Genomic DNA, 25,401 nt, shown 5'->3' with positions numbered 1-25,401 from the left:
TGGCCGCCAAATCAAGGCGTTGACGCGCCGCAAATATATTCAGCGGCGGCGCCGGTTCCAGGCGCCGATAGCAGTACCCGCTTGGATGTCCGTCGGTTGCTCTCGCCCCTGTGTCGTTGCGCCGCAAGGCAGCATCGTCATTTGTTGTGCGCCTGTCACAAACCATACCCAGATTGCCGCCCGCAATGACCGGGGCTCTACCCCGGTAATAAGTACTTGGGGGCGTTACGTGAAATCTGAGTTTCTGAGCCGCGCAAGCCGGCTTGCGCTGGCTATTTCTGCGACTTCGTTGGGGTTCTCCTGTCCGGCACTGGCCGCAAGCTTCAGCACTCCTCCGAACAGCACGACGGCGCAGACCGTCTCCAACAATGACGCCGGCTCGGTCGGCGCCGGCAGCAGCCTGTCGGTGACGGGCACCGCGATCACCTGGATCACCGGCCTGTCGTCGCCCGGCGTCGTCATCACCAACAACGGCACCATCTCGGCGACCTCACGCGGCATCGACACCTCGAGCAGCGCCATCAGCGGCAATCTCACGCTGATCAACAATGCCGGCGCGCTCTTCACCGCGTCCAACGATGCATTCCGGATCAATGGCGGCCTGAGCAGCGGGTCGGTCACCGTCGACAATGCCGGCACCATCCAGTCGACGGGCAACGGCCGCGTCTTCGACTTCGTCAACGCGACGTCGAACACCACCGTGTTCTCGATCACCAACCAGAGCGGCGGCACCATCAGGTCATCAGGCAGCGACGTAATGCGGATCGGCGGCGGAACCACCACGATCACCAATTCCGGCATGATCGACGCGACCAATACGGCCGGGTCTCGCGCGATCCGCGCCACCACCAATCTCAACAACGTGATCTCGCTGTCGGTCGTCAACAATGCGGGCGCGACGATCCAGTCGGCGGACGACGCCATCCAGATCAACGGCGCATCGGGCAGCAACAGCACGACCGCGGCCAGGTTCTCGGTCGACAATGCCGGCACCATCAAATCGGCGACCGGGCAGGCGATCGACTTCGACAATCTCACCTCGACCGCCGCGAGCGTTCACATCACCAACCGCGCGACCGGCCTGATCACCGCGGCCAATGCGGATGCGATCCGTCCCGGCGAAAACTTCACCATCGACAATTACGGCCAGATCATCGCCAATGGCACGATCGATCCCGCAACCGGCCGGCCCAGCGCCGATGCGATCGATCTTCAGGGCGGCCACAACGGCACCGTCAACAACTATGCCGGCGGCCTGATCTCGGGTGCCAAGAACGGTACCGCGGGCGACGCCGGCACCATCACGGTCAACAATTTTGCCGGCGCAACCATCATCGGCCGCAACGGTGCGGGCGTCGGCGGCGGTAACGCCATCGTCACCAATTACGGCACCATCACCGGGGCGATCGACGGCGTGTCCACGCGCAGCGATGGCGACGGCATCGATATCGACAATGTCCTGACGCTGACCAATTACGGCATCGTCCAGGGCACCGGCGCGACCGGCGCCGATGACGGCGGCCGCTTCAACAACAGCGAAGGCCTTGCGATCGGCGGCGGCACCATCCGCAACTACGGCACCATCAGCGGCGCCGCGGCGGGCATCGTCGTCAACAACGATTCAAATCCGGACAATTCGCGCAGCGGATCGGCGGCGCTCGACCTGATCAACTATGCCGGCGCCACCATCGTCGGCAACAACAGCTATGCGATCCGCTCCGAGAACAAGACCGGCAATGCCGCCGTCGACAACGACAGGATCGTCAACTACGGCACCATCATCGGCAACGGCACGATTCCCGATCCCAATGGCGTTACGCTGCTGCAGAACGGCACGCCCGATACCGGCTCGATCGGTACGCTGAACGGCGTGACCTATACCGGTACCGGCTCGACCCGCTTCATCCGCGGCGACGGCGCAGCGATCCAGACCGGCGAGGGCGCCGACGTGCTGTCGAACTACGGCACCATCATCGGCAATGCCGGCCGCGCGATCAGCATGGAAGGCGGCGACGACACGCTCAATCTCTATGGCGGCTCGACCATCAGCGGCCGGATCGATGGCGGCGTCGGCACCGACACGCTCAACCTGTTCGGGCCAGGCTCGGGCACGCTCTCGAACGTGATCAATTTCGAGGTGCTCAACGTGCAGGGCGGCGTCTGGACCGTGACCGACGCGCAGAGCTACCAGGCCGGCGCCACCATCGGCGCCGGTGCGACGCTGCTGGTCAATGGCTCGCTTGGCAATGCCGTGACCGTCAATGCCGGCGGCACGCTCGGCGGCAATGGCAGCGTCGGCAATGTCCTGGTCAATGGCGGCACGCTGTCGCCGGGCAATTCGATCGGCACGCTCACGGTGCAGGGCAGCCTGACCTTCACCGCCGCATCGACCTATCTGGTCGAAGTGTCGGCCGCGGCGTCCGATCGCACCAACGTGACAGGTGCGGCAACGCTCGGCGGCGCCACGGTCAACGCGTCCTTCACCGGCACCACGTTCCAGAAGCAGTACACCATCCTCAACGCGGCCGGCGGTGTCAGCGGCAGCTTTGCCGGGCCGGTCAACAGCAATTTGCCATCGAACTTCATCTCCAGCCTGAGCTATGACGCCAACAGCGTCTATCTCAATCTGGCGCTGAATTTTGCCGCAACCGCCAGGCTCAGCGGCAATCAGGCCGCGGTCGGCCATGCGATCAGCAACGCCTTCAACAGCACGGGCAGCATTTCCGCCGCGTTCGGCGCGCTGACGCCGGCCGGGCTGACGCAGGCGTCGGGCGAACTCGGCACCGGCTCGCAGCAGACCACTTTCGATGCCATGAACATGTTCCTCGGCGTCATGACGGATCCCTTCACCGAAGGGCGCGGTGGCATGCGCGCAAGGGGCGGCGCGTCGCAATTCGCTGATGACACCATGAACTACGCGTCGACTGGCATGTCGCGAGCGAATGGCGCGCGCGACGCCTATGCCGCGATCTATCGCAAGGCACCGCCGCTGCAACAGACGTTCGAGCAGCGCTGGAGCGTCTGGGCGGCGGGCTTCGGCGGCGGGCAGAGCACCGATGGCGGCACCGCCATCGGATCGAATTCGACGACGAGCCGCATTTTCGGTGTCGCTGTCGGCGCCGATTACCGGATCTCGCCCGACACGATTGCCGGCTTTGCGCTCGCCGGCGGCGGCACCAATTTCACCGTGGCCAATGCACTCGGCGGTGGACGCTCCGATCTGTTCCAGGCCGGCGCCTTCATCCGTCATGGATTCGGGCCGGCCTATCTGCTGGGCGCGCTGGCCTATGGCTGGCAGGACGTCACCACTGATCGCACGGTGACGATCGCCGGCATCGACCGGCTGCGCGCGCAGTTCAACGCCAATGCGCTGTCGGGCCGGATCGAAGGCGGCTATCGCTTCATCACGCCGTGGTCGCTGGCGCTGACGCCCTATGCCGCCGGACAGTTCACGACCTACGATCTGCCTGCTTATGCCGAGCAGGTGCTCTCGGGATCGAGCGCGTTCGCGGTGGCCTATGGCGCCAAGACCGTCACCGCCACGCGCAGCGAACTCGGCCTCCGCAGCGATCGCTCGATCGCGTTGCAGGATGGCATTCTCAGCCTGCGCGGCCGCCTTGCCTGGGCGCACGACTACAACACCGATCGCAGCGTTGCCGCGACATTCCAGACGCTGCCGGGCGCGTCCTTCGTGGTCAACGGTGCGGCGCCGGCGAGCGATGCGGTGCTCACCACCGCGAGCGCGGCGATGAACTGGACCAGCGGCTGGTCGGCGGCGCTTACCTTCGAAGGCGAGTTCTCCGACGTCACGTCGTCCTATGGCGGCAAGGGTGTCGTTCGCTACACGTGGTGATGACATCATCTCGGCAGGGCGCGTGTTGCCCTGCCGGGTTCCGCTGCATGGTTAAGGACAGCTGAAAACAACGCATCGAAATGCGTTGAAGAGTCTTTAATCAAATTCGCAGAACCTCCGCGCCATGACGCGTGGAGTTCGTTTGTATCTCGTCGGCTCCCTTGTCCTTGTGTCGCTTGCTGGTTGCGGTCGCGGTCTGTTTCAGACCGCCGAGCGCGAACCGTGGCGGGCCGAGGCCGAGGCCGCATGCCTGAAGTCGGGCGCGGTCAAGGAGAGCGCCGACCTCGTCCGCATCGATCCGATCTCCGGTCCCGGCGTCTGCGGCGCCGAGTTCCCGCTCAAGGTCGCCGCGCTCGGTGAAGCCAGTTCGGCTTACGGATTTGCCGACGACAGCCTGCGCCCGCCGGCATCAGTCGGCAACCAGCCGCGCTGGCCGATCAACCGCCAGCTGCCTCCGCCGCCCGCGCAGGCGCCGTATTCCAATCAGGCCGTCGGCCAGCCGAGCTATGGCAACGAGCCGGGCTATGGCAGCCGTCAGAATGGGCCGGTCTCGCTGTCGGCGCCCGGCGTTCCGCCGCAGCAGGACGAGATCGATTTGCCGCCGGAAGGCTCGCCCGACGCCAGGGGCGAGCGACCTTATTATCCCGGCCTGCCATCCAATCCGCAGCGCGACAGCGCGGCCGCGCCCTATTCACCGGCACCGTATTCCCAGCAGCCGCCCGGCGCGCCACCGCCGCCGCGGCTCGGTCCCTCGAGCGGCAATCCGGTGGTGACGGTCGGCCCGGTCGCAGTGAAGCCGGCGGCAACGCTGGCGTGCCCGATCGTCTCGGTGCTCGAGCGCTGGCTCGCCGATTCCGTACAGCCGGCGGCGCAGCGCTGGTTCGGCGCGCGCGTCGTCGAGATCAAGCAGATTTCGGCCTATTCCTGCCGCGGCATGAACGGCAATTCGCACGCGCATATTTCCGAGCACGCCTTCGGCAATGCGCTCGACATCGCAGCCTTCACGCTGGCTGACGGTCGCCGCATCACCGTGAAGGATGGCTGGAGGGGCCTGCCGGAGGAGCAGGGCTTTCTGCGCGATGTCCAGGCCGCCGCCTGCCAGCAATTCACCACGGTGCTGGCGCCGGGGTCCAACGTCTATCACTACGACCACATCCATGTGGATCTGATGCGCCGGGCCAGCCGGCGTCTGATCTGCCAGCCCGCCGCCGTCTCGGGCGAGGAGGTCGCGGCGCGTGCCGGCGGCCGTAACCCCTATGCAACGCGCGAACCTTATGTCACAGGATCGCTCGGCGGCAGAAAGCCGGCCCCGCGGGGTAAGGCGGGGGTCAACGAAGAAGACGAATTCGCCGACGAATAGGGACGCGTCTGATACCCGTATTTTTACTGGGTGACACCGTGCAAACGGTAGCCACTTTTATGCTGCATATGCTTCGGAGCCGGGCGCACCCGGCTGATTTCTGGGGGATAGCTTTGCAAGACGCGCCGATCATTCTCGTCATCGAAGACGATCGTGATCTTCAGATGATGGTAGAGGACGCCCTGAGGGACGGCGGCTATGAGCCGGCGATCGCGGGCTCGGGCGAGGAAGCGTTGACGCTGCTGAAGGCGTTCCGCACCAAATACTCAGCACTGGTCACCGACATCCGCCTGCTCGGCCGGCTCGACGGCTGGCGCGTGGCGCGCGGCGCCCGCGAGATCGACCCGTCATTCCCGGTGCTCTACATCACCGGCGGCGGCGGCGACGAGTGGCCGACCCGGGGCGTGCCGGACAGCGTGCTGCTGAACAAGCCGTTCTCGCCCGACGAACTGGTCGCGGCCGTGGCCAAGCTGCTCAAGAACGGCGCGCCGGCCTGAGCGACTGATCGTTCCTGCGATTTGACGATGCGCACGTTGTGCGGGCAAAACGTGCCGGCATGAATGATTTCGCACAGTCGATCACGGCGGCGGCATCGCTGATAGCCGGTCGCGATCCGGTCCTGCTTGGGATCGTCGCATTGTCGTTGCGCGTCAGCCTGCTGGCGAGCCTGCTCGCGCTTCTGATCGGCGCGCCGATCGGCGGCTGGCTTGCGATATCGAGGTTTCGCGGACGGCAGGTGGTGATCGTGCTCGCCAATGCCTGTCTCGGCCTGCCGCCGGTCGTGGTCGGCCTCGGGCTTTATCTGCTGCTGTCGCGATCCGGACCGCTGGGCTTCGCCGGGCTGCTGTTCACGCCGACGGCGATGGTGGTGGCGCAGGTCATCCTGGCGACGCCGATCGTGGTTGCGCTGGTGCATCGTCCGGTCGCGCTGCTGTGGGCGGAATATGCCGATTTGATCCGCACCGACGGCCTGTCCCGCCTGCGCAGCCTTGCGCTGGTGTTCTCGCTCGGCCGCGCCTCGCTGCTCACCGCGTTCCTCGCCGCCTTCGGCCGCGCCATCGCGGAGGTCGGCGCCATCATCATCGTGGGCGGCAATATCAGCGGCTATACGCGAACGATGACGACCGCGATTGCGCTCGAGACCAGCAAGGGCGAGCTGGCGCTCGGCCTCGGGCTCGGCGTCATCCTGCTTGCGCTGAGCGTCAGCGTCAGCACGATCGCGTTTCTGCTAGTGCGCGGCGTTGGGGAAAAATAGCTGCTCGCCGCCGACCTTGTAGCCGGCAATGGCCGACTGCCCGGCCTGCGAGACCAGCCAGTCGATGAAGGCCTCGCCGTCCGCGGCCTTCACCGTCGGGTGCTTGGCCGGATTGACCAGCATCACGCCGTACTGGTTGAACAGCCGCCGGTCGCCTTCGGTCAGCACGGCGAGCTCGCCGCGGTTCTTGAACGACAGCCAGGTGCCGCGGTCGGACAGCACATAGGCATTCGACGCGGATGCCATGTTGAGCGCCGGACCCATGCCCTGGCCGATCTCGCGATACCACTGGCCCTTCGCTGAGCCGAGATCGACGCCGGCCGCTTTCCAGAGCCGCAGCTCGGCCTCGTGCGTGCCGGAGTGGTCGCCGCGCGAGATGAAGGCCGAACTCGTCGCAGCGATCTTGCGCAGGGCATCCGCGACATCCTTTTCGCCGGCGATATGCGCCGGATCGGCCTTCGGGCCGACGATGACGAAATCGTTGTACATCACGTCATATCGCCTGGTCGCAAAGCCCTCGGCCAGGAATTTCTCTTCGGCCACGCGATCATGCACGAACACCACATCGGCATCGCCGCGCCGTCCGATGTCGAGCGCCTGTCCGGTGCCGACCGCGACCACCTTCACGGCAATGCCCGAGGTCTCCCAGAACCGCGGCAGCAGATAGCCGAACAGGCCGGACTGTTCGGTCGATGTCGTCGAGGCGACGGTGATGGACCGGGTCTGCGCGAGTGCGGGACCGGCGAACAGCAGCGCGGCGGCGATGACAAGGTGTCGAAGGAGGGATGTCATGTGAATACTGCGTACCGGAGAACGATGTCGGTCACCATGCCGCATTTCGTCCGGTGACGCAAAGCAGGAGCGATGTCGCGCGCTGCGATCGGCGGTGATAGGGTCGCCTCGAACGAAGCAATAAGAAGGGATATCAGGTCATGGCTTTGGAGAAGGTCGCGCTCGTTACCGCAGGCGGCAGCGGCATGGGAGCGGCGGCGGCGCGGCGCCTCGCGGCCGATGGTTTCCGCGTTGCGATCCTGTCGTCGTCGGGCAAGGGCGAGGCGCTGGCAAAGGAGCTCGGCGGCCTCGGCTTCACCGGCTCGAACCGTTCCAACGATGATCTGAAACGCGCCGTCGACGGCGTGGTGGAGCGTTGGGGCCGCATCGATGCGCTGGTCAACAGCGCCGGCCACGGCCCGCGCGCGGGTGTGCTCGAACTGACCGACGAGCAGTGGCACACCGGTCTCGACGTCTACCTGATGAACGTGATCCGCCCGACGCGTCTCGTCGCGCCTCGCATGCAGGCGCAGAAGTCGGGCGCGATCGTCAACATCTCCACCGCCTGGGCGTTCGAGCCGAGCGCGATGTTTCCGACCTCGGCGGTGTTCCGCGCCGGGCTCGCCGCGTTCACCAAACTGTTCACCGACAGTTACGCCGCCAGCAATGTGCGCATGAACAACGTGCTGCCGGGCTGGATCGACAGCCTCCCGGCAACCGACGAGCGCCGCGACAGCGTGCCGATGAAGCGCTACGGCAAGGCGGAGGAGATCGCCGCAACCATCAGCTTCCTCGTCTCCGACGGCGCGGGCTACATCACCGGCCAGAGCATCCGCGTCGACGGCGGCCTGATGCGGTCGATTTGAGGCAACTGCTAACCCGTCATCCTCAGGGTCTGACTCATAGTCAGACTCTGAGGAGCAAGTGAGCTCGAGCTTCACAAGCGGCTCCAAATGTTCGCCGTCGTCCCGGCGAAAGCCGGGACCCATAACCACCGACGGTTATCGTTGCGGATCGGTGAAATGACGAGTCCCGTCCACAACATCCGCCGCGGAGTATGGGTCCCGGCTTTCGCCGGGACGACATCAAAGTGTGCGGCGCCGTTCGTACCCGTTGCGTCGCCACAACTTACGTCACCAGTTGCGTCTACGCGCTGCGCGGCGCGCTCCAGGCCGCGGGCGTCACAATTGCGGCGACCTCTGATTGCGTTTGTCGTGATGACAAACTGAAGGCGCAGGGCTAGCCTTCCGTCAAATCAAAACATACCGGAGGAATGGCATGCCAGACGCAGCAGTTGCAGCACGCGCTTCAGACTCCACGCAGAGCGGAACCACGCAGCAGGTCGACGTTGCGGTGGTCGGCGCCGGCTTCGCCGGACTTTACCTGCTGCATCGGTTGCGCAAGGCGGGCTTCTCGGCGATCGCGCTCGAAGAGGGCGCCGACGTCGGCGGCACCTGGTACTGGAATCGTTATCCCGGCGCGCGCTGCGACATCCAGACCATCGACTACAGTTACACTTTCGATCCCGAGCTCGATCAGGCCTGGACCTGGTCGGAGAAATACGCGACCCAGCCGGAAATCCTGCGCTATCTCGGTTTCGTCGCCGACCGTTACGATCTGCGTCGCGACATCAGGTTCGGCACCAAGGTTACGCAGGCGACCTGGAATGATGCGACCTCGCGCTGGCAGATCTCGACCAACAACGGCGCCAACGTCTCGTGCCGCTACTACATCATGGCGACCGGCTGCCTGTCGTCGCCAAAGCCGCCGGAGATCGACGGCGTCAAGGACTTCAAGGGCGAGATCTATTTCACCGGCCGCTGGCCGCATCAGGGCGTCGATCTCAAGGGCAAGCGCGTTGCCGTGATCGGCACCGGATCGTCGGGCATTCAGTCGATTCCTTTGATCGCCGAGCAGGCCGCGCAGCTCACCGTGTTCCAGCGCACCCCGAACTTCGCGCTGCCCGCGGGCAACGGCCCAGCGCCCGAGGATCGCAAAACCTATTTCGAGAGCGACCGTGCTGCCTATCGCGACCAGGCGCGCTGGTCGATGGCCGGCGTGCCCTATCCGCAGCAGACCGTGGTGAGCTGGCAATTGAGCGACGCCGAGCGCCGCGAGCGGTTCGAGAAGGCGTGGGCGGCGGGCGACCTCGTCCACATCCTGACCCAGCTCTGGGCCGACCAGGCGGTCGATGTCGACGGCAACAGGTTGGTCGCCGACCTGATCCGCGAGAAGATCGGCGCCGTGGTCAAGGATCCGGAGACGGCGGCGGCGCTGGCCCCGCACGATCATCCGTTCGGCGCCAAGCGTCCCTGCCTCGATACCAATTACTACGCGACCTACAACCGTCCCAACGTGACGCTGGTGAATCTGCGGCAGGAGCCGATCAAGGGGATCACCACCAGCGGCATCTTCACCAACGGACGCAAGTTCGACGTCGACGTCATCGTGTTCGCCACCGGCTTCGACGCGATGACCGGGGCGATCATGGCGGTGCATCCGATCTCCGGCCGCGGCGGCAAGTCGCTGTCGGATGTCTGGGCGCACGGACCGCAGACCTATCTCGGCGTCACCGTCGCGGGCTTCCCCAATCTGTTCATGATCACCGGCCCCGGCAGCCCGTCGGTGCTGTCGAACATGGCTGTCTCGATCGAGCAGCATGTCGATTGGGTGGTGGAACGGATCGCCGCGCTGCGCGACGCCGGCTTCACCACGATGGAAGCGACCGAGACCGCGCAGGCCGGCTGGGAACGGCACATGGCCGATTGCGCGACGCTGACGCTGCACCGGCTCGCCAACACCTGGTACACGGGCGCCAACGTGCCCGGCAAGCCGCAGGGCGTGATGCCTTATACAGGCGGCGTCGGTCCGTATCGCAGCATCTGCAACGAGGTGGTCGGCCGCGGCATGCTCGGCTTCAGGCTCACGGGCCCCGGCGTTGCCGAGCAGTGCAATGACGGCGAGATCGTGCGCCTGCAGCCGGACGTGCGGCTGGTGCTGAATCTACTTGGCGAGATGAACCTGCCGCCGCTCGAGACGATGGGGGCGCAGGGCGCGCGCGACTTCCTCACCGAATTCAACAAGGGGCGTCCCTTTGGCCGCCCGGTCGGCGAGGTAGGCGGCGGCATGCTGCAGGGCGCGGACGGTCCGTTGCCGTACAAGCTCTACCGGCCGACGACGTCTGGGCCGCATCCGATCGTGGTGTATTTCCACGGCGGCGGCTGGGTGCTCGGCGACGAGATGTCGGATGATCCGTTCTGCCGCGACCTGTGCCGGCGCACCGGCATGATCGTCGTCAGCGTCGGCTATCGCCATGCGCCCGAGCATCGCTTCCCGGCCGCGGCCGAGGACGGTTTTGCGGCGACGCGCTGGATCGCGGCCCATAGCGCCGAGCTCGGCGGCAGGGCAGGGCCGCTGCTGGTCGCGGGCTGGAGCGCCGGCGGCAACCTTGCGGCCGTCACCTGCCAGCTCGCGCGCGATCGCGGCGGGCCCGAGATCGCGGGCCAGCTCCTGATCTGTCCGGTCACCGATTCCACATTCGACCGGCCGTCCTATGTCGACAACGCGACCGGCTATTTCCTGACCCGCGGGCTGATGTACTGGTTCTGGGACCTGTACTGCTCGCCGGCCGACCGCACCGACCCGCGCGTCGCGCCGCTGCGCGGCAAGCTCGAAGGCCTGCCGCCGACGTTCATCGCGACCAGCGAGTTCGATCCGTTGCGCGACGAGGGCATCGCCTATGGCGACGCGCTCGCCAAGGCCGGCGTCAAGGTCGAGCAGCTCAAGGCGCAGGGCCACTTCCACTCGTCGTTCGTGATGGTCGACGTCATCATCACCGGCGTTGCCGGCCGCGTGAAGATGGCGAAGGCGCTGCGGCGCTTCGCCGGCCTGCCCGAGGAGGTCGAGCAGGACAACGTCGCTACGCCGGAGGTCAACGCGGCGGCGAACTAGCTCGGGTTTGAATTGCAGCCGCGCTCCCTCTCCCGCTTGCGGGCACTTGCGGGGGAGGCGCGTTGCGAAAATATCGAAAACAACCCCATGCAAAGGAGCCGGCGGTGGCAGGCGTTCGACCTAGCGGCGTTCGACCTAGCCACTTGACACGTCGGGCAACTCACGGATATATTTCTAATATTCCGAAATCTCTCGCTCTAACCGAGCTCGAACGTCGTGACGCCGAACACGCGATCGATCCGGAGTGGCGGGATCGCGCCGGTATACATCCGCGCGGTCTCGAACACCGGCGACAGCCCGAGGCCTTGCGCCAGCGCGACGGCGTCGCGGTTGACCGCGGGGACATCGAGGAAGACCTCGCCGCTGCCCGCACTCGCGAGCAATGCCGCGACAACGGCCTCGGCGCCGGCACGGTCATCGGCAACCAGCGGACCGATCTTGCGGCCGGTCCGGCACGGGCGGATCACGCCCCAGCCGGCCAGCCTGCCGTCGCGCATCAGCGCGCGCCCGACATGTCCTGACGTGTTGATCCAGGCGCGCAGGAATGCCGGCCGCGGTGCGGGAAACACAGTGGCGTCATCGGCCTCGATCAGCGCCATCGGCAGATCGGTCAGCGCGACGGTGCCGTCGCTCGGCGCGGATGGTGCGGCGACAGTGCCGCCGCAGCGCACATTGGCGTAAGCGAGCGCGAAGCCGGACTTCTGGTAGTTCGCCTGCTGCGCCACCACGCCATCGAGCCCGATCACGCGCGGGCGCGCATGCGCGATGGCCGCATTCCAGATCTTCAGGCCATGGCCGCGGCCGCGCAGATCCGGACGCACGATGTAGAAGCCGAGGAAGGCAAATTGCGCGCCGTAATTGACGCAGGAGATCACCGCGGCCGGCTCGCCATCGAGCTGGCCGATGAAGAAGCCCTGCGGGTCCTCGGCGGCAAAGCAGGGCGCATCTGCGAGACCAGGATTCCATCCCTCCGCCGCGGCCCAGTCCACCGCGAGCGCGATCTCGTCCGGCTGCATCTGTCGGATGGTGAGGTCGTTCATGGTCGATCGCCTCGTCGTGCTGGAGTTATTGATCGTGCACATCGACGGCTGGAGAACAATACCCCCCGTGACGATCTAAAGAACGTACGTCCGTCATGTTGATGAGGCTGCCAACGAGTCCGCACAAAGCGCGGCCCGATGATAAACTCCGCGGCCGTCTCAAGCACGACGGCCACCAGCCGGGCCGCGCATGCTTCGAGGCTCGCTACGCGAGCACCTCAGCATGACGGGACGAAGAGCGCGCTGGTCCGCGATAAGACGTCGATCTCACCCGGCCTTCGGCCGGTACGCCGCGAAGAACACGCGCGTCGCGCTGTCTACGACGGTTGCGATCCGCTCCGGCGAGGGCGACGGCTTGGCCTGGAAGATGAACGCCTGGAACAGCGTCGCCTGGCACATCTGCATGAATTGCCAGGCCGCGAGCTGGTAGTCGTCGATCACGAGCTCGCCGAGCGCGGCGCGCGCCTCGAGATAGGCGGCGAAGCGGTCGACGGTGTGGGCGATGACGTGGGTGTAGAACCGGCTGCCGAGCTCGGGCATCCGCTCGGCGATCGCCATCACGGTGCGGATCGCCGAGCCGCCGCCGGGCCGGCACAACACCGCGACATAGGCGCGGCCGAATTCGGGGAGGGTGGTGTCGACGTCGCGCGCCGGATCGAAATTGAAGGCGACCTTGCCCTGCTCGAGCTTTTCCTCCTCGACGATCGCCGCGAACAGCCCGGCCTTGTCGGGGAAATAGACGTAGAGCGTGCCCTTGGAGACGCCGGCAGCGCGCGCGATCTCGCCCATGCTCGCGCCGTCAAAGCCGAGCTCCAGGAATACCTTGCGGGCGCCGTCCAGGATCTGGCGGCGTTTCGACGATTCCTCCTCGCCGACGGACTGGAGGGAGGTTCGGGGCGCTGCAACCATTGATTTAGCTTCTCGGGAAAGAACTCAACCCAAAGTAGGAAAGGGAAGAATCGAAGCTTTATAATCTAGCGGGCGGGAATGTATATTGACCGAACCGTTCGGTCAATGGTATCTTGGGAGTGACGATGCGCCGCACGGCCCTTATTCCGCCATCGCGCGCGTCAAGATTTTTGTGGGGAGCCTCGGCCATGGCCGCAGCACGGGATCAGGCTGCACGCATTGTTCGTTCCGAGCCTGAGATGGCCGAGGACGCGATCGCGCGCGATGCATCCGCCGATCTCGGCGAGCAGGGCCGTGCTGACGAAGCTAAGCGTCCCGCGGAGGCGCCGCCCGCGTCTGCGCCCGAACAGCCGGCGGCTTCGTCCACTGCGGCGCCGGCGCCGAAATCCGGCAAGCGCAAATTCGTGATGATGGGCGTGGTCGGCCTGCTCGCGCTCGCTGCCGCGAGCTATGCCGCCTATTACCTGATGGTCGGGCGCTTCTACGTCTCGACCGACGATGCCTATGTCCGCGCCAACAACTCCATGCTCGGCGCGCGCGTCGCGGGCCATATCGCGGCGATCCTGCCCGGCGACAACGCGCTGGTGCGCGCAGGCGACGTAATCTTCCGGATCGATGATGGCGACTACCGTATCGCGGCCGACGCCGCGCGCACCAGGATCGCGACCCAGCAGGCGACGATCGAGCGCATCGGCCGCCAGGTTGCGGCGGCGGCGAGTTCGGTCGAGCAGGCGCAGGCCCAGCTCGTGTCCGCGCAGGCCGGCCTGAAGCGCGCCGATCTCGATTTCGATCGTCAGCAGGCGCTCAGCACCAAGGGTTTTGCCTCGCGTGCCACCTTTGAAGTCTCGGAGGCCGGCCGCGATCAGGGCGCGGCCAGCGTGCGATCCGCGCAGGCGGCCTATGATGCCGCCAAGGACAATGTCGAGGTGACCAAGGCGCAGCAGGCCGAGGCCCGCGCCCAGCTCGCCGAATTGCAGACCCAGCTCGCCAAGGCCGAGCGCGATCTCGAATTCACCAACGTCCGCGCGCCGGTCGACGGCACCTTCTCCAACCGCCTGGTCAACACCGGCGACTACATCAATGTCGGTCAGCGGCTCGGCAATGTGGTGCCGCTCGACGGCGTCTACATCGACGCCAACTATAAAGAGACCCAGCTCAAGCGCATCCGCACCGGGCAGCGCGTGACGATCAAGGTCGACGCCTACGGCTTCCGCAAGTTCACCGGCCTCGTCGACAGCATTTCGCCGGCGGCAGGCTCGGTGTTCACCTTGCTGCCGCCCGACAACGCCACCGGTAACTTCACCAAGATCGTGCAGCGCCTGCCGGTCCGCATCCGCGTGCCTGCCAGCGTCGCCAGGCAGGGCCTCTTGCGCGCCGGCATGTCGGTCTACACCACCGTCGACACCCGCGAGGGCGCGGCCGATGCCGACGCCGAAACCGATCTCGACGCGCCGATGATGATCCATCCGCAGTGATGTCTTGAAGCTTCGGACAGAGTCCGAGGCTCGGAGCCGATGAGCCCATGGCTGATACGACCACTGCTTCACCCTCGATGATGACCGGCGCCTCGGAGTCCGAGCGCATCCAGCCGAAGCGGCTGGTTGCCTTCATCATCATGGTGTTCGGCATGTTCATGTCGATCCTGGACATCCAGATCGTCTCGGCCTCGCTGTCCGAGATCCAGGCCGGCCTGTCGGCATCCTCGACCGAAGTGTCGTGGGTGCAGACCGCCTATCTGATCGCCGAAGTGATCGCGATTCCGTTGTCCGGATTCCTGTCGCGTGCGCTTGGCACGCGGCTGTTGTTCGCGATCTCCGCGTTCGGCTTCACCGCCTCGAGCCTGCTGTGCGGCTTCGCCTCCTCGATCGAGCAGATGATCCTGTGGCGCGCGCTGCAGGGTTTTCTCGGCGCCGGCATGATCCCGACGGTGTTCGCCTCGGCCTACACGATCTTCCCGCGCACCAAATTCCACATCGTGGCGCCGATCATCGGCCTCGTCGCGACGCTGGCGCCGACCGTTGGACCGACCGTCGGCGGTTACATCACCGACCTGATGTCGTGGCACTGGCTGTTCTTCATCAACATCGTGCCCGGCGTCATCATCACGGCAGGCGTGCTGGCGCTGGTCGATTTCGACCAGCCGAACTTCGCGCTGCTCGAGCGCTTCGACTGGTGGGGCCTGATCTTCATGGCCGGTTTCCTCGGCTCGCTCGAATATGTGCTGGAGGAGGGTCCGCAATATGAGTGGCTGCAGGACACCTCGGTCGCGGTCTGCGCCGCGATCGGCTTCGTCTCGGCGGTCGCGTTCTTCTGGCGCGTCTTGACCGCGGAGGAGCCGATCGTCGATCTCTACGCCTTCAGTAACCGCAACTTCGCGGTCGGCTGCGTGCTGCAGTTCTGCATCGGCATCGGGCTCTATGGCCTGACTTACGTCTATCCGCGCTATCTCGCGGAGGTCCGCGGCTACAGCGCGCTGATGATCGGAGAGACCATGTTCGTCTCCGGCGTCACCATGTTCTTGATGGCGCCGGTGGTCGGGCGGCTGATGCAGAAGGTCGATCTGCGCTACATCATCGCCTTCGGCCTCGTGACCTTCGCGCTCGGCTCCTGGCAGATGACCTGGATCACCCGCGACTATGATTTCTACGAGCTGCTGCTGCCGCAGATCCTGCGCGGCATCGGCATGATGTGCGCGATGGTGCCGACCAACAACATCGCGCTCGCGACATTGCCGCAGGATCGCGTCAAGAACGCCTCCGGCCTGTTCAACCTGATGCGCAACCTCGGCGGCGCGGTGGGTCTCGCCGTCATCAACGAGGTGCTCAACGACCGCACCGATCTGCACATCTCGCGGCTGCATGACCGCGTGACCTGGGGCAACACCACCGCGGTCGAGACCCTCAACATGTTCACCCAGCGCATGCAGGGCATGGGCGATTCCGCCATCATGGCGATGAAGCAGCTCTCGCAGATCGTGCACCGCCAGGCAGCGGTGATGGGCTATGGCGATGCCTTCTTCATGCTGTCGCTGTTCTATGTCGCGCTCAGCCTTCTGGTGCTGTTCGTCAACAAGCCACCGTCGATGACCGCGAGCGGCGGCGACGCGCATTAGGTGTCATCGGTTTTCGTAGCCCGCATGAGCGAAGCGACATGCGGGACCGATCTCAGCAGTTCATCACTAAGCGTGACGCGGCGCCGAATATCGCTTCGCTCATCCGGGCTACGAAGCTTCCAGATCTCAGGCGCTGATCTGTATTGACGCAAGCGTCTGCTAGTCTGCAGTATTCTAACATCGTAGCCCGCATGAGCGAAGCGACATGCGGGACCGATCTCAGCAGTTCATCACTGAGCGTGACGCGGCCCCGGATATCGCTTCGCTCATCCGGGCTACGAAGCTTCGAGATCCCAACCGCTGATCTGTATTGACGCAAGCATCTGCTGATCTGCAATATTCTAACATCGTAGCCCGCATGAGCGAAGCGACATGCGGGAGCGATCTCAGCAGTTCATCACTGAGCGTGACGCGGCGCCGAATATCGCTTCGCTCATCCGGGCTACGAAGCTTCGAGATCCCAGGCGCTGATCTGTATTGACGCAAGCGTCTGCTAATCTGCAATATTCTGGCATCGTAGCCCGCATGAGCGAAGCGATATGCGGGAATGCTGCGGGAGCTGGGGCATGGTCAGATACCGACGCAACTTCATCCCGGGCGGTACCTTCTTCTTTACGGTCACACTCGATGACCGGCGATCCAGCCTACTCGTGGATCATATCACGGCGTTGCGGGATGCGTTCGGTACCGCCCGTCGCGAACGTCCGTTCTCCGTCGACGCAGTGGTGGTGCTCCCCGATCACCTCCACGCGATCCTTACACTGCCGCAAGGCGATTCCGATTTTGCAGGTCGTTGGCGTCGGATCAAAGGACACTTCAGCAGCCGGTTGCTTGCTGCCTCGATAGACCTGAAGCGTCGATCGAATGGTGATCTGGCGCTTTGGCAGCGGCGGTTTTGGGAGCACACAATCCGCGATGAAGATGACTGCGCGCGGCACGTTGATTACATCCATTTCAACCCAGTCAAGCATGCCTTGGTCCAGCGTGTGTGTGACTGGCCACATTCCTCGTTTCATCGCTATGTGAGGGAGGGTGCGTTGCCATTCGACTGGGCGGGCGATGCGGGAGAAGGCGGAAGTTTTGGCGAACGTCCTGAGTGAGGAGAGTTGGTGGATCGTCATTCGTAGCCCGCATGAGCGAAGCGATATGCGGGACCGATCTCAGCAGTTCATTACTGAACGTGACGCGGCCCCGGATATCGCTTCGCTCATCCGGGCTACGGACTGCCAGCCGATTGGGTGGGTGACGCGGGAGAAGGCGGAAGTTTTGGCGAACGTCCTGAGTGAGGAGAGTTGGTGGATCGTTACTTGTAGCCCGCATGAGCGAAGCGACATGCGGGGAGCGCGCTGACCAGATTCGATGATCGCAACCGGGGCGCCCGGATATCGCTTCGCTCATCCGGGCTACGAACGTGTGCCGTTGTCGCCGGGCTGAGTGCATCGCATCGGCGCGCGGGCTGCGCCCGGTCGCGTGAATAGCTGGTGTCGCCGACACATTGACGCACTCACGCCGATGTTACCTTGCCAATCGCGCGTGATGCATTTATAAGCAGCGCTTCCTTACTCGAACCGGGGAGATGCGCATGAAGCCGTTTATTTCGCAGATCGCGCGCCCGCGTTCGACGGTGCTGGACGCCTTTACGCGTTAGCTCCCTGCGCTGATCGAGCCTGATCCCCGATCAGCAAAACGTCCCAACAATTTATCGACAATTTCCAGCGGCGCTCGCGGTCGGATTCCGCCCGCACGTCGCCTCAGATGGAGCCGGCGCGCGCTGCAAAAGCGTGGCCGGAATGTGCCATGACCTCTCTGACGACCAAGCGGCCGGCCGCAATCCGGATCGTGCTCCCCTTTGTCTTCCGCCATTGGCTGGAACAGCCGCTGCGTGCCTCCGCGGTGACGGCGGGATTCCTCGGCGCAACCGCGGCCGACCTGTTCATGCCGGTGTTTTCCGGCCATCTGGTCGACGCGCTGACCGCGGGCGCGACCGATGCGGCCGCGCGCCATGCGGCGATGCTGGCGTTCGGCGCCATCGTCGGCCTCGGCGCGCTGTCGCTGGTGCTGCGGTTGGTCGGCATCCAGACCATCGTGCCGTTCACGCTGAAGACGATGTCCGATGTCGGGCAGCAGGCCTTCATGCGGGTGCAGCGCTTCTCGACCGACTGGCACGCCAATTCGTTCGCCGGCTCCACCGTGCGCAAGATCACGCGCGGCATGTGGGCGCTCGATTTGCTGAACGACACCATCCTGATGGCGCTGCTGCCGTCGGTCGTGGTGCTGGTCGGCTCGATGATCCTGCTCGGCGTGCATTGGCCGCAGCTCGGCGCGGTGATCGCGGTCGGCTCGGTGATCTATGTCGCGATGACCATGATGTTCCAGGTGCGCTACGTGGCGCCTGCCGCGCGCGTTTCCAATGCGTGGGACACCAAGGTCGGCGGCACGCTGGCCGACGCCTTGACCTGCAACGCGGTGGTGAAGTCGTTCGGCGCGGAGACGCGCGAGGACATGCGGCTCGACGGCGTCATCAGCCGCTGGCGCCGGCGGGTGCGGCGGACCTGGTTCCGCTACAACCACACCTCGACGGCGCAGCTCGTGGTGCTGCTGTGCTTCCGCGCCTCGGTGATCGGCGGTGCGATCCTGCTGTGGGCGCAAGGCCGCGCCACGCCGGGCGACGTCACCTATGTGCTGACCAGCTACTACATCATCCACGCCTATCTGCGCGATGTCGGCATGCACATCAACAACCTGCAGCGTTCGGTGAACGACATGGAGGAACTGGTGCAGATCCATGGCGAGCCGCTCGGCATTGTCGATGCGGATGATGCTGGGACGATCGACATCCAGGGCGGCCGCATCGTGTTCGACGACGTCACGTTTCACTATGGCGGCCATCGCCGGCCGCTCTATGACGGGTTGTCGGTCGACATCGACGCCGGCGAGCGGGTCGGCCTGGTCGGCCGCTCCGGCTCCGGCAAGACGACCTTCGTCAAGCTGGTGCAGCGGCTCTATGACGTCTCCGCTGGCCGGATCCTGATCGACGGTCAGGACATCGCCAAGGCGACGCAGCAATCGCTGCGCAGCCAGATCGCGATCGTGCAGCAGGAGCCGATCCTGTTCCACCGCACGCTGGCGGAGAACATCGCCTATGGCCGGCCGGGCGCCGGCATGGAGGCGATCGAGCAGGCGGCGCGGCTTGCCAATGCGCACGACTTCATCATGCGGCTGCCGAAGGGTTACGGCACGCTGGTGGGCGAGCGCGGCGTCAAGCTGTCGGGCGGCGAGCGGCAGCGCGTGGCGCTGGCACGCGCCTTCCTGGCCGATGCGCCGATCCTGATCCTGGACGAGGCGACCTCGAGCCTTGATTCGGAATCCGAGGCGCTGATCCAGCAGGCGATGGAACGGCTGATGAAGGGCCGCACCTCGATCGTGATCGCGCACCGGCTGTCGACCGTGCGCAGCATGGATCGCATCCTGGTGTTCGACCGCGGCGAGATCGTCGAGCAGGGCACCCATGAGGTGCTGGCCGCGCGTCAAGGCGGCATCTATCGCGGCCTGTTCGAGCGTCAGGCGACCGAGTTCGGTCAGGCCGCGGCGGAGTGAGATGGCGCATGGCTGGAGCGTCGGTTCTGATTGGATCAGAACCGACGCTCACGCAGCGCCCGCTATTTCGGCGCCAGTCCGTTCCACACCAGCGCGACGCCGGACAGGAACAGCAGCAGCAGCACGACGTCGGAGAAATTGCGGTCGCTGAGCGCGTGATAGAGCCGCGCGCCGAGCCAGGCGCCGAGCAGCGTCCCCGGAAACGCGCACGCCACCAGCCAGATGAGCTCGGGCTTCACCAGGCCGCTTGCGATCTGCACACAAAGCGCGGCCGCCAGGATCGTGAAGTTGAAGATCTGGAACACGCCGCGGCGCTGCTGCTTGCCCCAGCCGCGCACGCTGGCCCACAGGATCGGCAGCGGGCCGGACAGTCCGGCGAGGCCGCCGAGGATTCCGCCGGCAAAGCCGATTGCGCCGTCGGCCCATTTGCCGCCGAAGGCGATCGACATCGGCTTGCGCTGCAGGAACAACGCGGTCGGAAACACCAGCAGGAAGACGCCGATCGTCAGCTTGAAGACCTCGGGGTCGGCCCGCGCGATCAGCAGGATGCCGATCGGCACGCCGGCGAGGCCTGCGATGACGAACGGCCAGACCAGACGGAAATCGATGCTCTTCCAGATCGACGGCAAGGTCGAGAGCTGCGCGATGACCGAGCAGACCAGCACCAGCGGCACCGCGAGCGTCGGCGGCAGCACATAGAGCCAGATGCCGAGCGCCATCAGCGCGGTGCCGAAGCCGGCAAGGCCGGAGACGAAACCGCCGGCAAGCGCGCCGAAGAACAGGATCGCATAGCTTGCCGGGGTCATCGAGGCCTTTCAATCGTCATTCCGGGGCGATGCGCAGCATCGAACCCGGAATCTCGAGATTCCGGGTCTGGTCCTGCGGACCATCCCGGAATGACAAAGGGAGGGGAGCGACTGCACGTTTACACAACGTGCATCGTGGGTACACTTCAAAATCGCCGCTCATCAACGATAATCGGAATGGAAGCATCCCCAATGACTGCGAGCATGCCTGCGAACTCACAAAAAACCTTTCTGGTCTGTCACGGCGCCTGGTCGGCAGGCTGGGCATGGAAGAAGATGCATCCCCTGATGCAGGCCGCCGGGCATCGGCTGGTCACGCCGAGCTACACCGGGCTTGGCGAGCGCGCGCACCTTGCGCATCAAGGACTCGACCTCGAGGCGCATATCCAGGATGTGCTCAGCGTCATCAGTTACGAGGACCTGCACGACATCGTGCTGATCGGGCACTCCTATGGCGGCATGGTCGCGACCGGCGTCGCCGACCGGGTGCGCGAGCGCATCGCGCAGATGATCTATATCGACGCCTTCGTGCCGCGCGACGGCCAGTCGCTGTTCGATCTCAACGAATCGGCGATCGAGACCATGCGTGAGTTCGCGAGCGACGGCGACGGCTGGCGTATTCCGCCGATGCCGGTGCCGCCGGACACGTCGCCCGCTGACGTCGCATGGCTGAGCGCGCGGCGCGTCGACATGCCGATCAAATGCTTCGAGCAGAAATTGCGGTTGAAGCACGGCGAGACCAGCCTGCCGCGCAGCTACATCTACGCCACCCGCGCCACGCAGGCCGACACGTTCGGCCAGTTCGCCCGGCGCATCAGGAACGAAGCCGGCTGGCGCTATTTCGAGATCGACGCCAGCCACTCGCCGAACGTCACCGCGCCGGAGGTGCTGATGGCGATGCTCATGGAAATTGCCGCCTAGTCGGGGCGATGCCAAAGATCGCACCCGGCATCCCGAGCTTCGCGGCGCATTGCTCTCGAAAACGCCGCGGCGCCGTGGACAGAAGGTGCGGGCTCTTCGCCATGTGGCGCGGCCCGCACGCATGCCCTGCGATCAGTCGGCGCTGGCCTTTTCCTGCATCGCCGCCTGCAGTTTCTTGATGTCCGCGGGCGTGAGTTGCGGCCGGTCGACCTTGATGGTGAGTTTGTTGAGCTTGGCCGTCAACGGGAATGGAGGCTTGTAGTCTGCATCGTTCACGCCCGTGAGCGTGTCGGAGCCGATGTCGAAGCTCTCGTCCCACTGGAGGATCATCGGCAGCGTCTTCTCCATCTTCTGGCTGGCAACCGCCTTGCCGTCGACCTTCAGCGTGCCGGTGCCGGGCTGAGCGAGGCCGCTGAAATCGTTGTACGCGAGCGTGCCGGCACCAATGCCGTCGTATTTGAAATCGAACTCAACCGTGTGTTGGCCCGGCGACAGCGCATCAGGGCCCTCCCACCTGATGCGTTCGAGATCGACCATGTTCCAGAGGAAGACCGGTTTGCCCTGCAGCAGGTAGAAGCCATAGCCGGCGAAGCGGCCACCCGAAGTCAAGATCATGCCTTCGGCACCGCCCTGCGGCACATCAATGTCCGCGGTGATCGTGTACGAGGTATTGAGCAGCGCCGGCGAATCCCCCTGCGGCAATCCCGTCATCGGCCGCGTGTACACGAATTCCTTGCGGCCGGCGGTGATGTTCGGGCGCGGCGCCACGATGCGGGCCGCGACTGAAGCATCGAGCGGGAAAACTTGATACTTCCTGGCTTCGGAAACGAACTTCTGCCGCATCGCCTTGACCTTCTGAGGGTTCTGCGCCGCGATGTCGTCGGTCTGGCTGAAGTCGTTGTTCAGGTTGTAGAGCTGGAAGACCTGATTGTTGAGCGGGTCCGGGTTCGCCGGGCCGAACGTCTGCCACGGCGCGCGGTTGACTTTGGTGATGAGCATCCAGCCCTCGTCATAGAGAGCCCATTGGCCGAACATCTCGAAGTACTGGGTCTTGTGACGCGACGCGGTCTTCGCGTTCGCCGCGTCGAAGGTGTAGGCGAAGCTCGTGCCTTCGATCGGCGCCTGCTTGATGCCGTCGACGACTTCGGGCGCGCGGATGCCCGCCGCTTCGAGGATCGTGGGGACGACGTCGATCACATGCACGAACTGCTCGCGCAAGGCTCCCTTGTCCTTGATGCGTGCCGGCCACGACACCACCATGTTCTGGTTGATGCCGCCGAGCCTGGAAGCGTTCTGCTTGAACCAGTCGAACGGGGTATCAAATGCCCATGACCAGCCGGCCGACATGTGGTTGTAGGTCTGTTCGGTGCCCCAGACGTCGTAGAACTTCATCTGCACGTCTGCCGGCAACTCGTTCAGGCCGTTGAAGAACGCAACCTCGTTTGGCGTGCCGAGCGGTCCACCTTCGGCGCTGGTGCCGTTGTCGCCGTTGATGTAGATGACAAGCGTGTTGTCGAGCCGGCCGAGCTCCTGGAATTGCTGGATCACGCGGCCAATCTCGTGGTCGCTGTAGGCGGCGTAGGCGGCAAAGACCTCGACCTGGCGGATGAAGAGCTTTTTCTCCACGGGGCTCAACTGGTCCCACGGCTTCAGCATTTCCTTGGGCCATGGTGCGAGCCTGGTGTTCCCGGGAACGACGCCGAGACGCTTCTGGTTCTCGAGGATGCGCTCGCGCAGCTTCTCGTAGCCATCGTCGAACAGATGCGTCGCGCTGATTTTGTCGACCCACTCCTTGGTGGGGTGATGCGGCGCGTGGGTGGCGCCGGGCGCGTATTTGATGAAGAGCGGCTTCGACGGGTCGGTCTGGTGCATCCGCGTCATCCAATCGATGGCGTCGTCGGCCATCGCGGTGACCAGGTTCCAGGTGCCGGGCGGCTTGCCCTGGAACGGATAAATCTGCGTCGTGTTGCGGAAGAGGTTGGGCTCCCACTGGTTGGCGTCGCCGCCGACGAAGCCATAGAAATACTCGAAGCCCATACCGACCGGCCATTGGTCGAACGGCCCGACCTGGCTCGCGGCAAAGGCTGGCGTGTTGTGCTCCTTGCCGAACCACGAAGTGCCGTAGCCGTTGTCGAGCAGGATCCGACCGATTGTGGCTTTATCCTTGCCGATAATGCTGTTGTAGCCCGGGAAGCCGGTCGACTGCTCGGAGACCACGCCGAAGCCAGCCGAATGGTGATTGCGCCCGGTGATCAGCGCGGCGCGGGTCGGTGAGCAAAGCGCGGTGGAGAAGACGCGGTTGTAGCGCAGGCCGTCATTGGCGATGCGGTCCATCGCCGGCGTCGGGATGACGCCGCCAAAGGTGCTCGGCACGCCGAAGCCGGCGTCGTCCGTGATGATCAGGAGCACGTTCGGTGCGTCCTTGGGCGGGACGATACGCGACGGCCACCACGGCTTCGACTGCAGGGCGCCGTCCTTGATAATGCCGCCGAACTTGGGATCGGGTGGCGGAAGCTGCCTTCCGTCGATTGCTGTCGTGGCGCTGGGCGAGCCCGGTGCACCGGTGCCTTGCTGGGCTAGCGCCGACGTGGAGATGAGCAATCCAAGCGTAAGAGCTGACACAGCTTTGGGGCAATGCATGGCGACGCTCCCGATTCAAAAAAATATGGGCAGCGTCACCTGTGATGGCGGTCGCAACATTGATGTACATCAAGCCGGAAAGCGCGGGCGAGGATTGGAGCGATCCCGACCAGGTCAGCGGCATTGACCAATGCCGCTGACACGCCCGCGCTGTCCACTTCGGCATACGGCAGGCCGCGCGCAACCGCGACGGCTGACGTATGCCGCGGGATGCCGATGCCGCGCCGGAATCAATCAGCCGCTTGTTTGCCCGGGATCATGCACCGCGCGCGTCGCGGACGGCTTGAGCGACCTTCGTCGCCTGCGATACGCGTCCGATCTTTGCGCCTGCAATGATCTTTCGTCGGCGTTCGCTTGGCTTCGACGCCATGCCTTCGCCCGCGGGGGCTCCAGCCGGGGGACGCGTCGTGAAGTTCGCGGCCCGGTACAGCGCGAGGGCCTTTCGCGCAGCTTCGACATGTGCGGTCCGGGCTGCCAAATTGTGCTGACGCCTCAGCTCCGTGTTGACCCGTTTCAGCGCTGCCGCGAAGACCTGTTTTCGCTCTGAAGCATGCTTGGCGGTTCCTGGAAAGCTCGTGCCGCGAGCCTCGGCCTTTCCGCGGCTCTCTCGCTGCTTCTGTCGGCCGACCGTTCGCTCCTTGTCGCGCATCTTGCGCAAGCGGGGTCGCATGGCCTCGAGCTCGCTCACCTCGACGCCGTAGATGGCGGGATGATGCGTCAGGCGGATTGCTTCATATTCTTCATGGCTGAGGATGCTGCGTTCGAACTTGCAGGCGACCGACATTCCTATTCCTCCTCTGATCTTCTTGAATCTCGGGGCAGAAGGACACGTCCAGCTGTAGCGGATCATAGCTGCAATGCCGCCGGATGGCCAATCTGCCACTATCCAAACTCGGCCAGCGCTTCGATCGCAGTGATCGATTGTCTTGCTGTGGCGTCAAAGCACAGTGGCTCCTACTTTGGGCTCCTACTGTTCTGCTTCGTCGTCCTTGAGACGAATCCCCTCAGTCCGCAGAGCCGCAAACAGAGCCGCGATATCTTCGGGCTCCATATTGTTGGGGCACATCCCGTTCAGTTGCTCGGTCGTGATCGTGCCGGTACTCCTGGCGATGTCTCTTGCCTTCGCCATGATCTTCTGAAGGTCCATCTGCGATCCTCCGCGAGGGGCACACTCTACGCCCGCGAC

18 protein-coding genes are annotated in these 25,401 nt (G+C 64.9%); 11 read left to right on the top strand and 7 right to left on the bottom strand.

Features of this window, described 5'->3' with window-relative positions; genetic code table 11:
• Positions 1-229: 229 nt before the first annotated feature.
• The 4 genes from ACVIHF_RS24340 to ACVIHF_RS24325 all read left to right on the top strand — a co-directional run bounded on the left by ACVIHF_RS24340 (position 230) and on the right by ACVIHF_RS24325 (position 6,468).
• A complete protein-coding gene (locus ACVIHF_RS24340) occupies positions 230-3,853 on the top strand; it encodes an autotransporter domain-containing protein (protein WP_310880701.1) in 3,624 nt (1,207 codons plus the stop codon).
• Between the two features lie 124 nt (positions 3,854-3,977).
• Positions 3,978-5,213 carry an extensin-like domain-containing protein gene (locus ACVIHF_RS24335; RefSeq protein WP_057014972.1) on the top strand — a complete coding sequence of 412 codons (1,236 nt, stop codon included), beginning with the start codon at positions 3,978-3,980 and terminating at the stop codon, positions 5,211-5,213.
• A 113-nt stretch (positions 5,214-5,326) separates the two neighbouring features.
• Positions 5,327-5,710, top strand: a complete 384-nt coding sequence (locus ACVIHF_RS24330; RefSeq protein ID WP_050425581.1) for a response regulator — start codon at positions 5,327-5,329, stop codon at positions 5,708-5,710.
• A gap of 59 nt (positions 5,711-5,769) precedes the next feature.
• The gene (locus ACVIHF_RS24325) at positions 5,770-6,468 is read left to right on the top strand and encodes an ABC transporter permease (RefSeq protein ID WP_016845814.1); all 699 of its coding nucleotides are present in this window, start codon (positions 5,770-5,772) and stop codon (positions 6,466-6,468) included.
• On the opposite strand, the gene ACVIHF_RS24320 is transcribed toward ACVIHF_RS24325, so the two are convergent.
• Positions 6,442-7,260, bottom strand: a complete 819-nt coding sequence (locus tag ACVIHF_RS24320; protein ID WP_310880699.1) for a substrate-binding domain-containing protein — start codon at positions 7,258-7,260, stop codon at positions 6,442-6,444. The genes ACVIHF_RS24325 and ACVIHF_RS24320 overlap by 27 nt on opposite strands.
• A gap of 140 nt (positions 7,261-7,400) precedes the next feature.
• Between ACVIHF_RS24320 and ACVIHF_RS24315 the strand changes: the two genes are divergently transcribed.
• Both ACVIHF_RS24315 and ACVIHF_RS24310 read left to right on the top strand, forming a co-directional pair.
• Positions 7,401-8,105 carry an SDR family oxidoreductase gene (locus ACVIHF_RS24315; protein ID WP_253607534.1) on the top strand — a complete coding sequence of 235 codons (705 nt, stop codon included), beginning with the start codon at positions 7,401-7,403 and terminating at the stop codon, positions 8,103-8,105.
• Between the two features lie 412 nt (positions 8,106-8,517).
• Complete coding sequence (locus ACVIHF_RS24310) at positions 8,518-11,190, top strand: flavin-containing monooxygenase (protein ID WP_310880698.1); 2,673 nt, start codon at positions 8,518-8,520, stop codon at positions 11,188-11,190.
• 197 nt (positions 11,191-11,387) lie between these two features.
• Here the strand turns inward: ACVIHF_RS24310 and ACVIHF_RS24305 are convergent, their stop codons facing one another.
• Together ACVIHF_RS24305 and ACVIHF_RS24300 are read right to left on the bottom strand one after the other, a co-directional pair.
• Positions 11,388-12,230, bottom strand: coding sequence for a GNAT family N-acetyltransferase (locus ACVIHF_RS24305; RefSeq protein WP_310880697.1), 843 nt, complete (start codon positions 12,228-12,230; stop codon positions 11,388-11,390).
• Positions 12,231-12,497: 267 nt separating this feature from the next.
• Positions 12,498-13,139 (bottom strand): TetR/AcrR family transcriptional regulator, encoded by a 642-nt coding sequence (locus ACVIHF_RS24300; RefSeq protein WP_057014977.1) that lies wholly within the window; start codon positions 13,137-13,139, stop codon positions 12,498-12,500.
• Between the two features lie 188 nt (positions 13,140-13,327).
• On the opposite strand from ACVIHF_RS24300, the gene ACVIHF_RS24295 reads away from it, so the two are divergent.
• The 4 genes from ACVIHF_RS24295 to ACVIHF_RS24280 all read left to right on the top strand — a co-directional run bounded on the left by ACVIHF_RS24295 (position 13,328) and on the right by ACVIHF_RS24280 (position 19,848).
• Positions 13,328-14,614: an HlyD family secretion protein gene (locus ACVIHF_RS24295; RefSeq protein WP_310880696.1), complete on the top strand. Its 1,287-nt coding sequence runs from the start codon at positions 13,328-13,330 to the stop codon at positions 14,612-14,614.
• A gap of 47 nt (positions 14,615-14,661) precedes the next feature.
• Positions 14,662-16,251 (top strand): DHA2 family efflux MFS transporter permease subunit, encoded by a 1,590-nt coding sequence (locus tag ACVIHF_RS24290; protein WP_310880695.1) that lies wholly within the window; start codon positions 14,662-14,664, stop codon positions 16,249-16,251.
• 566 nt (positions 16,252-16,817) lie between these two features.
• Positions 16,818-17,351: an REP-associated tyrosine transposase gene (locus ACVIHF_RS24285; RefSeq protein ID WP_310880694.1), complete on the top strand. Its 534-nt coding sequence runs from the start codon at positions 16,818-16,820 to the stop codon at positions 17,349-17,351.
• Positions 17,352-18,048: 697 nt separating this feature from the next.
• Entirely contained in the window at positions 18,049-19,848 is a 1,800-nt protein-coding gene (locus tag ACVIHF_RS24280; RefSeq protein WP_456779569.1) for an ABC transporter ATP-binding protein, read from the top strand.
• A gap of 62 nt (positions 19,849-19,910) precedes the next feature.
• Here ACVIHF_RS24280 and ACVIHF_RS24275 read toward each other — a convergent pair whose 3' ends face one another.
• Positions 19,911-20,654, bottom strand: a complete 744-nt coding sequence (locus ACVIHF_RS24275) for a sulfite exporter TauE/SafE family protein (RefSeq protein WP_018273026.1) — start codon at positions 20,652-20,654, stop codon at positions 19,911-19,913.
• Positions 20,655-20,858: 204 nt separating this feature from the next.
• On the opposite strand from ACVIHF_RS24275, the gene ACVIHF_RS24270 reads away from it, so the two are divergent.
• Positions 20,859-21,575: an alpha/beta fold hydrolase gene (locus ACVIHF_RS24270; protein WP_456779570.1), complete on the top strand. Its 717-nt coding sequence runs from the start codon at positions 20,859-20,861 to the stop codon at positions 21,573-21,575.
• 132 nt (positions 21,576-21,707) lie between these two features.
• Here ACVIHF_RS24270 and ACVIHF_RS24265 read toward each other — a convergent pair whose 3' ends face one another.
• From ACVIHF_RS24265 to ACVIHF_RS24255, 3 genes are all read right to left on the bottom strand, one after another.
• Positions 21,708-24,215: an arylsulfatase gene (locus tag ACVIHF_RS24265; RefSeq protein WP_456792667.1), complete on the bottom strand. Its 2,508-nt coding sequence runs from the start codon at positions 24,213-24,215 to the stop codon at positions 21,708-21,710.
• Positions 24,216-24,471: 256 nt separating this feature from the next.
• A complete protein-coding gene (locus ACVIHF_RS24260; RefSeq protein ID WP_310880690.1) occupies positions 24,472-24,999 on the bottom strand; it encodes a hypothetical protein in 528 nt (175 codons plus the stop codon).
• Positions 25,000-25,182: 183 nt separating this feature from the next.
• Positions 25,183-25,362 (bottom strand): hypothetical protein, encoded by a 180-nt coding sequence (locus tag ACVIHF_RS24255; protein WP_310880689.1) that lies wholly within the window; start codon positions 25,360-25,362, stop codon positions 25,183-25,185.
• Positions 25,363-25,401 lie beyond the last annotated feature (39 nt).

The sequence above is a fragment of the Bradyrhizobium sp. USDA 4506 genome (genome assembly GCF_054058795.1).
This window is presented reverse-complemented; position numbering and strand designations above follow the sequence as displayed.